We start from the raw sequence: 13,058 nt of genomic DNA, 5'->3' as shown, positions 1-13,058 counted from the left end.
AATTATATTTTTCATCAACAAACAGTGTCGCTGCGATATAAAATATTTTTCGGCTATGCCATACTTATGGCGGTCATCGGTAGCATGGCCGCCATTTTGATATATGAACGGCAGCGGATGCGCGAAATTGAGGCAGAGACGGCAAACATAAACCTTGTACGTCGTGGTATCAACACGGCTCATCGCCGTATTACGGGGCTCGCCACATTGGGTGAGGGTGTGGTAAATTGGAACAAAGCGGACTATCTGTACTATCGTAACCACCGACTTCAAGCCGACAGTTTGTTGAACTCGCTTAAACGACACTGCCGTGAATATGTACGCCCGGAACAGATAGACACTCTTCGTGCTCTGCTTGCCGAAAAGGAGACACACCTGCTGCACATAATGGAAATGTTTGAACGGCGAACTGAAGCGGACAGCGTGCTGGTAAACCAGTTGCCGGAAGTGGCGAGGCGTGCAACACATATCCGTACCATAGAACAAAAGAAAAAAGGGATTGCAGGATTCTTCGGGAAAAAAGAAGAAATACAAGTAATGCCATCCCAAAAAGAACTTCATGATTTCAGCGACAGCCTGATAGCAATACATCAAAGACAGGCGAACGAAATGGACATTTATGCCGACAGCCTGCGTATGCGCAACAGGGAATTGAACAGGACATTGAACAAGCTGATAAACGACCTTGACGAACAGGCACAGACTGCCTTCTCACAAAGAGAGTTAAAAATGGCAGAAGCAGAGAAAATGTCGTTCTTTTTAATGGCAGGAGTAATCGGCATGGCCATCATCCTGCTCATCATTTCGCACCTTATCATCATGCGTGACCTTAACCGCAGGGAAAGGGACAAGGCTGAACTGGAAGATACGGCAACACAAAACCGTACACTCTCCGACATGCGCAAGAAAATAATCATCACACTTTCCCATGACATACGAGGACCTCTCAATGCCATCAGTGGCAGTGCTGAACTGGCCATGGATACTCGTGACCGGAAACGCCGCAATGCCTATCTCGGAAACATCCTTGAATCATCCCGTCATATCACCCGGCTTGCCAACAGCCTGCTTGACCTCTCCCGTCTGGACGATGCTAAAGAAACCCTGAACGAAATTCCTTTCCATCTTGAATCCTTTCTGGAAAGTATCGCTGAAGAATACACACGCAAGGCGAACGACAAAGGATTGATGTTTGACAAGGCTTTTATGGGGTGCGGCATCACCGTCCTTGGCGATGCAGACCGCATAAGGCAGATAGTGGTCAACATTCTGGAGAATGCTGTAAAATTCACCCGTACAGGTTATATCAAATTTCTGGCAAGTTATGAAGAAGATACTCTTTCAGTAAAGGTCAAAGATACGGGGATAGGAATGGGCGAGAACACAACACAACGCATTTTTCAGCCCTTTGAACGGGCTGCTCCTGATTTGGATTCAGAAGGCTTCGGACTGGGACTTTCCATTACGAAAGGGCTGGTGAACCTGTTCGGAGGAAGACTCTCTGTTTCGAGCCAGATCGGTAAAGGCAGCGAATTCAAGGTGGAAATTCCGCTTAGGCAGACCAATGAGCCTGCAAGAGACAAGCCAGAAACTTATACGGGAAACCTCAGACTTCCTCGGCGGGTTCTTGTAGTCGATGACGATCCGATACAATTGCGCAACACAGTTGAAATGATGGAACGGAACGGTATCTCATGCCGAGCCTGTACCAATGCACAGGAAGTGGTCAAGGCATTGAGAACCGGAGAATACGACCTATTGCTGACCGATATACAGATGCGTGGTACGGGAGGTTTTGACCTGTTGCATCTGCTACGCCTTTCCAACATAGGAAATTCACGGACAATTCCCATAGCTGCAATGACCGCCCGTAACGACGGCGATGCAGACCGCTATATTCAAGCCGGATTTGCCGGCTGTATCCACAAACCGTTCTATACAAGGGACCTGCTCGAATTTCTCTCGTCACTCATTGGACAGAACAGAACAATGGATAATCATTCTCCAGATTTCGAGGCTCTGTATGTCACTACAGGAGACGAACGCTGGACTTTGGAGACTCTTATAGAGGAATCCAATAGGAACAGTTCTGACTTGCTGGATTCTTTGAGTCAGGAAAAGCTCGACCGGAAGCGGATATGGGAAACTCTGCACAGGATGTACCCGATGTGGGAGCAATTGGGAATAGCCCATGAGCTGGAATCGTACAGCTATGAAGAGTATGTGGAAGATACGGATGAGTCAGCATTCCGCAATGATGTGGAAAGAATTGTCAGAAGAATAGACCGGCTGATATCTGAGACAAAAAGCCGATTATCGTAAATGGACGGACATAATTAAATGAAAACATGAATGAAATACAGAATACTGATAGTTGAAGACAACATCATGCTTGCCGGGCAACAGAAAAAAAGGTTGGAAAAATCCGGTTATGAAGCAGAGATAACAATAGATGAACCTGGGGCACGAAAACTGCTCAAGAAAGAAAGTTTCGACCTTGTGCTGTCCGACGTACGCCTGCCGGAAGGGGACGGTATATCTTTGCTCGAATGGATGCGGAAGGAACGGATGGATATCCCTTTCATTATCATGACCGGATATGCTTCAGTACCGGATGCTGTACAAGCCATAAAACTGGGAGCCAAAGACTATCTGGCAAAACCGGTACAGATGGACGAATTGCAAAGACAACTGAAAGATATTTTCCGTCCCAAATCTGTGATATGCGACAAAAACAAGGATTTGCTCCCCAGAAACAGCCTTCAGATGCAGGAGGTCGAACATCTGGTCAGTACAGTCGCCCCATTTGACATTTCTGTGCTTATACTTGGTCCTAACGGTGCCGGAAAAGAATCGGTTGCACAGCGTATCCACTATATAGGAGAGCGGAAGGATATGCCGTTTGTCGCCGTGAATTGTGGAGTCATACCCAAGGAGCTTGCACCCTCCCTCTTTTTCGGGCACATAAAGGGAACATTTACCGGTGCCGACGCCAACAAGGACGGATATTTTGAAGTGGCAAAAGGCGGAACACTCTTTCTGGATGAAATAGGGATCTTGTCCCTGGACGTCCAAGCCATGCTGCTGCGGGTTTTGCAAGAAGGCACATACATCCCAATAGGTGGTAACAAAGAAAAGCGGGCTAATGTAAGAATTGTAGCCGCCACCAATGAAGATCTCCAACTTGCAATACAAGAAAAACGGTTCAGGGAAGACCTATACCACCGGCTATGCGAATTTGAGATTGTCCTGCCTTCCTTGCATGAATGCCCCGATGACATTCTGTCTTTGGCTCATCATTTCAGAAAAAAGTTTTCCGGAGAACTGAAAAGACCGACAGAAGGCTTCAGTTCTGAAGCGGAACAATTGCTTCTCTCTTACCGCTGGCCTGGGAACGTACGGGAACTGCATAACAGGATAAGAAGGGCGGTACTTATGGCTAAACAGCCGCTCATTGAAACCGCCGACCTGAATATCAAACTGGAAGCGGCGACCGAGGAAATCAATCTTTTTCCTGAAAACGATGCGGAAGAGAAACACTCGATAATACAGGCATTGAAAACCAGCCATGGGAGTCGCAAACAAGCAGCAGGCATACTGCATATTGATCCGTCCACACTATATCGGAAAATGAAAAAATATGGATTGAATGACAAATAACCGTCATTCCATATTTCTGTTTGGAATAAAATGCCTACATTTGCATATGATTGGAAATCCTTGTAATATAGGAATGACAGTCACAACATAAGGAGAAAATATCGGCATTGCTTTAAGCCTTGCCGAACATTACAACATAAGTCGCAAGACGTCTCAGGTAGAAATCTGGTAAATTGATATTGTAGAGGCTTTTGCGTGTAGCTTATGCTATGTCCTATAGCGTGAGCTCATGCATGATTCTACAATGGGCTTACCAGAGCCTCTACCTGATAGTGCGTGAGTTTCACGCTTTTCATTTAGAGGAAAAAAGGTATGGCCAAGTTACAGGTTCTGATAGCAATGACATTAGACGGTTCCATTCCGGCGGAAGACGACCCCTTATTACAATGGATGAGAGACGACAAGGACGGATTCTCATACGGGCGCGACAAATGTACCCGCCGGCTCTATCCGGGTTATCCGCTTGTGGATTTCATGTGCGAGAAAGACATGTCAGACCCATCCATCCTTTATCAAGCCGAGATACATGACGAAGAAAGCATAGAACTTTTGCGTGGTCTCTCAGTTTATCATCTCATAGATGAAATGATCATTTTCCTGTTTCCTTCCACTCGTCCGAACCATAAATCCGTCTCAAAACATCTGCCACGTGGAGAGTGGAAAACCGTAAAATCCAAAACATTCAAAAACGGAATTTGTCGCCTGGTTTATTGCAAGACATTGCAATAAGGCATTGCAACATATTGCATTTGCAATACTTCCATCAGTCTCATTTTTATGGGGCTGATTTTTTATTTTCCTATTACTCAATGACTTGTCATGCTTTTATGTGGCGATATGTTCCGTTGGTCTATGTTTTGGCCTATATCATAATGAAACCTGTTGCGCAACACGGTGTAAAAAATGGAATTATTACACTAAAAACAGAATTCATTATGATACAGATAAACAGGGAGACATTCCAGATGATACTCCATCAGATAATGGAACGGTTTGACAGGATAGATGACAGGCTGAACCGCATGAACAGGCAGACGGCCGCTCTTGAGGGTGACAAGCTGCTTGACAACCAGGATATGTGCGAGCTCCTTGGTGTTACCAAGCGTACACTTGCACGCTACCGCCAGAAGAAACTCGTCACCTACTACATGATTGACGGACGTACCTATTACAAGGCTTCGGAAGTCCAGGACTTCCTGAGCAGGAAAGGAAAGGTACTTCCGGCAAAAATTAAAAAGGAACTCGGTATTCAATTCTAACAAAACGGCAGTATGGAAATTATATGTATAGACAAACGGACATTTGACGAACTGGTTGTCCGATTCAGCATGATAGAGAAAAAAGTCACTGGTATATGCAATCCGGCCAAAGATGCAGGACTGAAAAAATGGATGGACAATCAGGAGGTATGCGGGATTCTCCGCATATCAAAGAGAACGCTTCAGGTATATCGTGAGAAAGGGCTGTTGCCTTTCACCCGGGTCAAGAACAAGTTCTTCTACAAGCCGGAAGATGTGCAAAACATGTTGGAATCAAGTTATCACCCACAAAAAAGAAAGCCATGAGTTACGATCTTATAGACAGAAAGGACCAGCGGATTGATACTATTTTCAAAGGGCTGGAAAACATGGAGCGTATGATAGACGCAATAAGGACGGCTCCGAGACCCGCATTCCACAGTGATTATTTCCTCACGGACGAGGAACTTTCAAAGCTGTTGAAAGTAAGCCGGCGTACCTTGCAGGAATACCGGACCCTCGGTGTGATACCTTACTACCTTGTGCAGGGAAAAGCCCTTTACAAAGAGTCAGACATACAGAAAGTTCTTGACGACGCATATAAAAGATGCAGGGAAGAACAGCGATGGGTATGAAACAATGCAAAAGAAACGGCCTCGTTACAAGGTCGTTTCTTTATTTTCTGATAGCTGGCTTTGGGATTTTCGTCTCTGTTTCCTTACTATAATATCCTCCTCATATAAGCCGGATGTTTGGCTTAGACCAGCTGCCTTCAGACGTTTCATGTCTTCATCTACTTTCTTGTCGGTGACTTTAGCATAAAGCTGCGTAGTTTCAATTCGCATATGGCCCATCATTTTACCGACCGTTTCAATTGGAATGCCCATTGAAAGAGTTATATGAGTTCCGAAATTGTGTCGCGCCTTATGGAATGTGAGTTCAAAACCGTATACCTCACCTAACTTACGGGTAAGCATAATGAAATACTCACGCTTGTATAAATTGAAAACCTTGTCATCATGACGCTGTTCCCGATACTTTTCAATTATCTTCAACGGAATATCCAACAGCCGTACAGAAGACAATGTCCCTGTTTTCTGACGTTGGATATGAATCCACCACGAACCATCCTCAGATTGTATAATATCATTAACAGTCAGTCTTTTCAAATCTGCATAGGCAAGTCCGGTAAAGGTGGAGAAAATGAACATATCTCGGACAAACTGAAGCTGTGGCTTCTCGACCGGGGTTGTAAGCAGTGTCTTCAGATCTTCCAATTTCAGATGACGACTTTTCCGTTTGGGTAATTCCGGATGAAGACGACAGTAAGGATCGCGGCGTATTGTTCCCTGACTGACAGCCCTCATAGTCATCTTCTTCAGTCTATAAAGGTGTTCATGTACTGTCTTCGGACTTAAGTTCCTGTTCGTCCTGAGAAACAGTTCAAAGTCATCATAAAAAACACGATCAAGATTCCGTAAAAGAACATCCTCTATACCACGTTTTTCCTGCACAAAAGCAGAAAGGTGCTTATATGAGCGCAAGTAGGAATCATAACTTTCCTTTATCCGATCCACCCCGATACGCTTCTTGAACTCCTCGTTATGCTCTCTGAAAAGAGCCAGCAGAGTTAGCGGTTTCTGACCGACTCCCATCACAGCATTCTTTACCTGCTCTGCCGTAATAAATCCCAGACTGTTCTTAATCCGCCTATAATGCTCCTTGATTTCTTTTGTCAGATCATCAATGGCCCGGTTGACGGTAATAGCATTCTCACTGCGGCCGTCAGCCCGTCCCTTTTCCGGATTCCAAACGGCAGGATTGACAGACACTTTCGTTCCTATCTGTTCCCATTTGGCATCTATGCTTATCTTGCACAGCAGCTGACATGTTCCGTCTTTACGGATTTTGGTACGGTTTATATAAAACAATATCGCAAATGTACTGCGACGTTTGATTTCCATATTATCAGTATTTCTTTTCATAATCCTATTTTTTGCCATTATCAAATAACTACAGAAAACCTCTCAGCAATTTTTTTATCCAATGCTTTTGTATCTGTATCTATCTTATTGTCTGTAACCTTTGCATAAAGCTGTGTAGTACCAATTCTGCTGTGTCCCAACATCTTGCTGACCGTTTCAAGTGGTACACCATGGGAAAGGGTGATTTCGGTCGCATAGGTATGACGGGCCACGTGGAAGACCAGCTTGCGTTCTATGCCACAGAGTACGGCTATCTGTTTCAAATAATGGTTCAACGAACTGTTGGAATACATAGGAAGAAGCTTTCCCTCAGGAGCCACATCCCGGTACTTTTCAATGATATGAAGCGGCAATTCCATAAGCGGTATTTCAAAATCTACACCGGTTTTCTTGCGTGAACTCCTAATCCACCAAATGCCATCTTCAGCAAGGGAAAGATTCTCATTTGTCAGCATACACATATCGCTATAAGGAATACCAGTATAGCAGGAAAACAAAAACAAATCCCGTACATGATAAAGGGTGCGACTATGCAAAGGGGTGGTCATGATTCTGTTCAATTCCTCTGTTGTAAGATATTTTTGTTCCGATTGCGGATGCGTCGGTTCATAACCCACAAAAGGAAACGCTGTAATGATACCGTCCGCAATCGCTTCTCCGACAATTGTTTTCAGCCTTACAGTAAGATTTACAATCGTTCCTGGAGCCAAATGACATTCCGTACGCAAATGCAAATCGAATTTTTCAATGAAAGAACGGTCTAATGCTGCAAAAGGAATGTCTGACAACTTGTATTGTGACTGTAAGAAACGAACCAGATGATCATAGGAATTTCGATAACCGTTCAAGCTGCTTTCCGTCCGGTTAATCCCAACACGTTTCTCGAAATTTCTCATGAAAAGCCTGAAATAGCTTAACAAGGTTTCCTGTTCCGGAGCCATTCCCAAAAGCTGGTGTTTTACTTCTTCTGCAGTAACAACTTCACGGTTTGCGGATTGTTCCGCATAGATACTGAAAGCAGCTGCACGTATTTCATCCAGCCTGTTATTTATGTCTCGGGCCGCAGCGCTTTTCCCACAGGCACGTCCAGATAACCACAAAGACTGTGGCACACGAAGCTTAACACTGAATGCTGTTTCAGAGTACTTGCCGACAATAAGCCGTGCCATTACGGGACAATTTCCCTTGGCATCCGCCTCGCTCTTTTTAAGGTAGAACGAAACCTTTACATCTGTTTGATTCATAATCTGTTCCATTGTTTGCAAAATTAACGGAGACAGAGTTAATCATCGGCATGTAAAATATCGTCAAACATAGACAAAGCTATCACCATTGACTTCCGGAACCTATATTTTTCATATCTCAAAAAAAATAAGTACCTTCGCTAAGCCAAAATGATAAAACTGCGTTCTTTATGGTCGGAGCAAAAAGGATTTTCAAACAACTCCATACAACTGGAATGGGCAACGGATAGGTAGCAATTTTTCCGCTTAACTATTCAAAAAACAGCTTCAAAGCACACGTTTACAAATGCGGAATAATGCTGCGTATCTCCCTGAAAACCCAATAGTTTACATTATTTTTCCTGAATCCATCCATAATCGGGCGAGTTTTCTTATATTTGTATAACACACAAAAAAATGAAACACACAATGAAAAGTACACTAATTATGGCAGTTTTTATGGCATTTACCTTTATGGGGTGCCAGCCCAAAGTTCAAGATTTGAACGTGAAAAATGAGAAGGTTACAGTGAATTCTGAGAACTGGGATATTACGGTAAATCGTTCCATGTTTTCGTCTGCTGATGCAAACGTGAACAAGAGTTGCGAGGTATTGAACAAGAAAATTGAGAAGTTCGTGAATGATTTGCAGGATAGTTTGAAGGCTGATGCGAACGAGTTCTTTCAATCATGGCAAGGAAGCGGGGAAGAGCGTCCGGCATGGATATACGAGTTGCAAGTAGGAGATAGCGTGTTCATGGCAAATGACCGGTACGTGAGTGTTCGTTTGATGGTTTACACGTTTACGGGTGGGGCTCATGGAATAACAAATTTCTATACGTTCAATTATGACGTGCAGAATCAGAAATTCTTAACCGATCAAGAAGTGTTGAATTACGTGAATGAAGCGCAGATTAATGCCCAATTGAAAGCGAATTTCAAGAATCCGGAAGGTTGTTTTACAACAGATCCCACGCTGAAAGATGTGACTACTGTAAACTTTAATAAGAAATCTGTTTGTTTTACCTATGGTCAATATGTGCTGGGAGCTTATGCGTGTGGGGTGGCAGAAGTGACTGTGCCCCGGGCGGCATTGAAAAACGATTTATTGATTAAGTAAAGCGATATTGCTTTATAGAAATTGGCCGGAAAGTTTCCCGGCCAATTTTATTTTGTTCATTTTAGCAAGGCGGCGCTTTCAACCAGTCGGATAAATTCTTTCCGATATCCTTCCGGATCGTAATTCGTGGCTTGTTTGGCGAGATCGATAACGTCGTCGAATGTAAAATTGTTCTTGTATTCCGAGTTTTGTAATAACATTCCGAAGCCTGCAACAGCGGCAGAGAACCGGAAATTCTCGGAGCTCTTTTTTAGCGGTGTATTATTATCGATAATAGTTACCTCCATTTTAGAACTTTTATGTGATTCCGGTTGCTTGTAGCGGAGTTTCACGGTTAGTAGTTCTGGACTATCTGTTAATGTTTTCTTTTCATTCTTTTCGGTTTTCTGGTATTTCAAGGGGTCGATGCTTGGAATAAAATTGCTTTTAATACCGACTGGGATGATTTCGTACAAGGCGGTAACACTATGTCCGGCTCCCATTTCTCCGGCATCTTTCGTGTCATCATTGAAATCTTTTGCTTCCAGCAGACGACTTTCATAGCCAATTAAACGATAGGCCTGAACCTTGGCCGGGTTGAATTCCACTTGAATCTTCACGTCTTTGGCAACCGTGAAAAGGGTTCCGCCGAATTCGTTCACTAATACTTTTTTCGCTTCTGTCAGATTGTCAATGTAAGCGTGATTTCCGTTTCCTTTCTCCGCGAGTATTTGCATCCGGTTATCTTTGTAGTTTCCCATCCCGAAGCCTAAAACGGTCAGGTATATACCCGTATTTCGTTTCGTTTCAATCATCTTTTCCAGTTCTTCGGGTGAAGAAATCCCGATATTGAAATCCCCGTCTGTGGCTAGGATGATACGATTATTACCTCCTTTTATGAAATTATTCTCGGCAACCCGGTAGGCTCGTTGTATACCATCTCCACCGGCCGTGCCACCGCTAGCATATAAGCCGTCGATTGCATCCAGAATTTTGGCTTTATCACTTCCCGGAGTAGAGGCAAGTACCTCTTTCGTGTGGTTTGCATAAGTGACAATTGCTACCCGGTCTTGCGGGCGAAGTTGTTTCACGAGTAATTTCAGGGATGATTTTAATAGCGGGAGTTTGTTCGCGTCACTCATGGAACCGGACACGTCGATCAAAAATACAAGATTGGAAGCAGGAAGATTATCCGTGGGAATTTCTTTTGCTTTGATGCCGATGTGTACCAGTTTGTGTTGCATGTTCCACGGGGCGTTGGATACCTCGGTGGTAATACATACCGGGTCTTTTCCCTGTGGTGTGGGATAGTCATAGGTGAAATAATTCAAGAACTCTTCCGTGCGTATGGCATCAATTGGAGGAAAAGTTCCTTGGTTAATAAAACGTCGTACATTAGAGTAAGCTGCATTATCCACGTCAATCGAGAATGTGGAAAGAGGCTCGTCTAATGTCGGCAGAAAACGATTTGCGGCAAATTCATTATACTCTTCCGTGTTTTGTTGGTGAACTAATAGCATTGCTTTACCTTGAACATGCTTCTCGGAATGGAGTTTAAGCATGGCACTTTTATGATGGGTGATTTCGGTTTTGGCAACAATGACTTCTTCCTCCATCACCATTCTGTCCTCTTTTAGATAGACATTTAATTTCTTCTCTTTTACCGGGATATATTGGATTTCTAACCCGATAAAACTGAAACGTAGGGTATCTCCGATATTTGCCTGTATCGTGTAATTCCCCTGTGAGTCAGATACAACGCCAATATTCGTGTTCCTAATGAAAATGGTGACTCCGGGTAATGCCGAACTGTCTGCGGCAAGCATTACTTTACCGCTTACTTGGATTTTTTGGGCTAAAACCGCATGGGATAATCCAATGAATATAATTAATCCCCATGTTAATTTCTTTAGAATGGTATTTGTTTTCATATGTCGTTTTTTTAGATTCATTTTATCTTAAGATGACTGTTTAAAAGAAATTCCATAAATATTTAGAGAGATTTTTTTTTATTCTTATATTTGTAAAAATTAACGCGTAAACATGTGAAGCCGGAGCAGGAGAACCTAACGGATGAAGAACTACTGAAAAGATATTGTGACAGTGGTGAATTGGTGTATTTCGTGGAAGCTTATAAAAGATACATGCCTTTAGTATACGGGGTAGCCTTAAAGTATCTGAAGCGACCGGAAGATGCACAAGATGCCGTTATGCAATTATTTGAAGAATTGGTTGTGAAGATAAAAGAGGTGGAAATACAATCATTTAAAGCTTGGCTATATACCTGCATTCGCAATAATTGTTTGATGGAAATTCGGAAAAGAAGTAAAAATTTGTCTGTTTCTTTAGACGATTCTTTTATGGAATTTTGCGATGATTTTCATCTTACAGTTGTATCCGAGAGTGAAAATCGGGAGGAATCGTTACGAGAATGTGTTGAGAGTTTGCCAGAAAAACAACGTATCAGTGTGAAATATTTCTTCTTCGATGAACTTTCGTATAAAGAAGTAGAGGAACGCACGGGGTTTTCTTTGAAAATGGTAAAGAGTTTTATACAGAATGGGAAACGGAATTTGAAATTGTGTTTGGAACGTAAAGGGGTAACATCAAATGGAATGGATTGACGACATAAAAGAATACCTGCATGGCAACCGGAGGGGAAAGGCTGCTAACCGTATGGAGCGGGAGGCTTTATCCGATCCGTTCTTGTTTGAGGCGTTGGAAGGATTGACTTCAATTCCAAGCGATCCTATTGATGGTCTGATTCGTTTGGAACGCCAGTTAAATGAACGAGCCCGTTCTTCCTCCAAACACAAATGGACATGGATGTATGTTGCAGCCTCGCTAGCTGTTTTATTGGTTTGTGGAACATGGTGGTTTACCCGGCAAGAGAACATGCTTGATGAACCCGTGATGACGGTTGCCCAATTATCAGATTCGGTGAAGGCTAAAGAGAGGGAAAGGGTAACGCTTGAAAGTCAAGCAATGGATTTGTCTGATAAAACGGATTCTTTAATGGTACGCCCAAGTGATAAAAAGCAGTTGCAATTCTCGGATGACAAAATAGAAGGTGCGCGGAAGATGAAAGAGTTTGCCGATCAAGAAATTTCTTCTGCAAATGTTCAAATGGAAGATACTTCCCGACAGATGATGCGGAAAATGAACGTAGTCAATAATCCCGTGTCGGGTACGATAACGGATGAAAAGGGCAATCCGTTAGCGGGAGTAACAGTCGTCCTTTCCGGTTCCACGATGGGAGTAGTCTCGGATGACAATGGGTACTTTACTTTGGAGCTTCCTGCATCAGAGGGCTTACTTACCTTCTCTTTTGTCGGTATGAAGGCCCGAAATATTTTGGTTAAGGCGGGAGATAAATTGCAAGTGAAGATGGAAGAAGATACAAAAGGTCTGGACGAAACGGTTGTTACCGGTTATGTTGCAAAAAAGCGAGAGGTTGAAACGTCTAATGTGAAAATACAAGAAACCACCGCTACTATTGCCGGTAAACAGAATGTTGCACTTGGGACCTTGTCTGGAGATGATATTCGTCATTTCAATCAATACATGGAAAAAGCTTTACGTTATCCGAAGGCAGATTTGGATTCGAATAAAATGGGGACGGTTATACTTTCATTTGAGTTGAATCAGAGAAAAGTTCCCAGCCGAATTCGGATAGAAAGTGGCTTCTCGAAAGAGAGCAATAAGGAGGTTATCCGATTATTGGCCGAGGGACCTAAATGGGAAAACTCTCTGTCAAATAAGCGAATACGAGTTTGTGTCCATCTCACAATTGGAAAGAATGGAGAATCTCATAAAGCCATCTTGAACGTATTACCTTCCGGGAGTAAATGAAA

12 protein-coding genes are annotated in these 13,058 nt (G+C 43.2%); 9 read left to right on the top strand and 3 right to left on the bottom strand.

Features of this window, described 5'->3' with window-relative positions:
* The first annotated feature begins 24 nt into the window (after positions 1-24).
* The 6 genes from D8S85_RS11255 (at position 25) to D8S85_RS11230 (ending at position 5,533) form a co-directional block, all read left to right on the top strand.
* Positions 25-2,322 carry an ATP-binding response regulator gene (locus D8S85_RS11255; protein WP_240648619.1) on the top strand — a complete coding sequence of 766 codons (2,298 nt, stop codon included), beginning with the start codon at positions 25-27 and terminating at the stop codon, positions 2,320-2,322.
* 30 nt (positions 2,323-2,352) lie between these two features.
* Positions 2,353-3,660, top strand: coding sequence for a sigma-54-dependent transcriptional regulator (locus D8S85_RS11250; RefSeq protein ID WP_004311804.1), 1,308 nt, complete (start codon positions 2,353-2,355; stop codon positions 3,658-3,660).
* 312 nt (positions 3,661-3,972) lie between these two features.
* Positions 3,973-4,389, top strand: a complete 417-nt coding sequence (locus tag D8S85_RS11245; protein ID WP_004311805.1) for a hypothetical protein — start codon at positions 3,973-3,975, stop codon at positions 4,387-4,389.
* Between the two features lie 206 nt (positions 4,390-4,595).
* Positions 4,596-4,919, top strand: coding sequence for a helix-turn-helix domain-containing protein (locus tag D8S85_RS11240; protein WP_127075755.1), 324 nt, complete (start codon positions 4,596-4,598; stop codon positions 4,917-4,919).
* A 12-nt stretch (positions 4,920-4,931) separates the two neighbouring features.
* The gene (locus tag D8S85_RS11235) at positions 4,932-5,225 is read left to right on the top strand and encodes a helix-turn-helix domain-containing protein (protein WP_004311807.1); all 294 of its coding nucleotides are present in this window, start codon (positions 4,932-4,934) and stop codon (positions 5,223-5,225) included.
* Positions 5,222-5,533 carry a helix-turn-helix domain-containing protein gene (locus tag D8S85_RS11230; RefSeq protein ID WP_004311808.1) on the top strand — a complete coding sequence of 104 codons (312 nt, stop codon included), beginning with the start codon at positions 5,222-5,224 and terminating at the stop codon, positions 5,531-5,533. Before D8S85_RS11235 ends, D8S85_RS11230 begins: the two co-directional genes overlap by 4 nt.
* 24 nt (positions 5,534-5,557) lie before the next feature.
* Here the strand turns inward: D8S85_RS11230 and D8S85_RS11225 are convergent, their stop codons facing one another.
* Together D8S85_RS11225 and D8S85_RS11220 are read right to left on the bottom strand one after the other, a co-directional pair.
* Positions 5,558-6,883, bottom strand: a complete 1,326-nt coding sequence (locus D8S85_RS11225; RefSeq protein WP_004311809.1) for a site-specific integrase — start codon at positions 6,881-6,883, stop codon at positions 5,558-5,560.
* Between the two features lie 20 nt (positions 6,884-6,903).
* On the bottom strand, positions 6,904-8,127 hold the full coding sequence (locus D8S85_RS11220; protein ID WP_032845939.1) for a site-specific integrase: 1,224 nt from the start codon (positions 8,125-8,127) through the stop codon (positions 6,904-6,906).
* A gap of 408 nt (positions 8,128-8,535) precedes the next feature.
* Here D8S85_RS11220 and D8S85_RS11215 point away from each other — a divergent pair, with 408 nt between their 5' ends.
* Entirely contained in the window at positions 8,536-9,225 is a 690-nt protein-coding gene (locus D8S85_RS11215; RefSeq protein ID WP_158641558.1) for a DUF3298 and DUF4163 domain-containing protein, read from the top strand.
* Between the two features lie 56 nt (positions 9,226-9,281).
* On the opposite strand, the gene D8S85_RS11210 is transcribed toward D8S85_RS11215, so the two are convergent.
* Positions 9,282-11,135: a vWA domain-containing protein gene (locus D8S85_RS11210; RefSeq protein WP_106480791.1), complete on the bottom strand. Its 1,854-nt coding sequence runs from the start codon at positions 11,133-11,135 to the stop codon at positions 9,282-9,284.
* A 114-nt stretch (positions 11,136-11,249) separates the two neighbouring features.
* Here D8S85_RS11210 and D8S85_RS11205 point away from each other — a divergent pair, with 114 nt between their 5' ends.
* The gene (locus D8S85_RS11205) at positions 11,250-11,828 is read left to right on the top strand and encodes an RNA polymerase sigma factor (RefSeq protein ID WP_228423195.1); all 579 of its coding nucleotides are present in this window, start codon (positions 11,250-11,252) and stop codon (positions 11,826-11,828) included.
* A complete protein-coding gene (locus D8S85_RS11200; RefSeq protein WP_106480790.1) occupies positions 11,815-13,056 on the top strand; it encodes a carboxypeptidase-like regulatory domain-containing protein in 1,242 nt (413 codons plus the stop codon). The genes D8S85_RS11205 and D8S85_RS11200 overlap by 14 nt, the downstream gene beginning before the upstream one ends.
* The last annotated feature ends 2 nt before the right edge of the window (positions 13,057-13,058 follow it).

The organism is Butyricimonas faecalis (assembly GCF_003991565.1).
Taxonomy (GTDB): Bacteria; Bacteroidota; Bacteroidia; order Bacteroidales; family Marinifilaceae; genus Butyricimonas; species Butyricimonas faecalis.
Note: the sequence above shows the minus strand (reverse complement) of the source record. Positions and strands in the feature narration are given on the sequence as shown.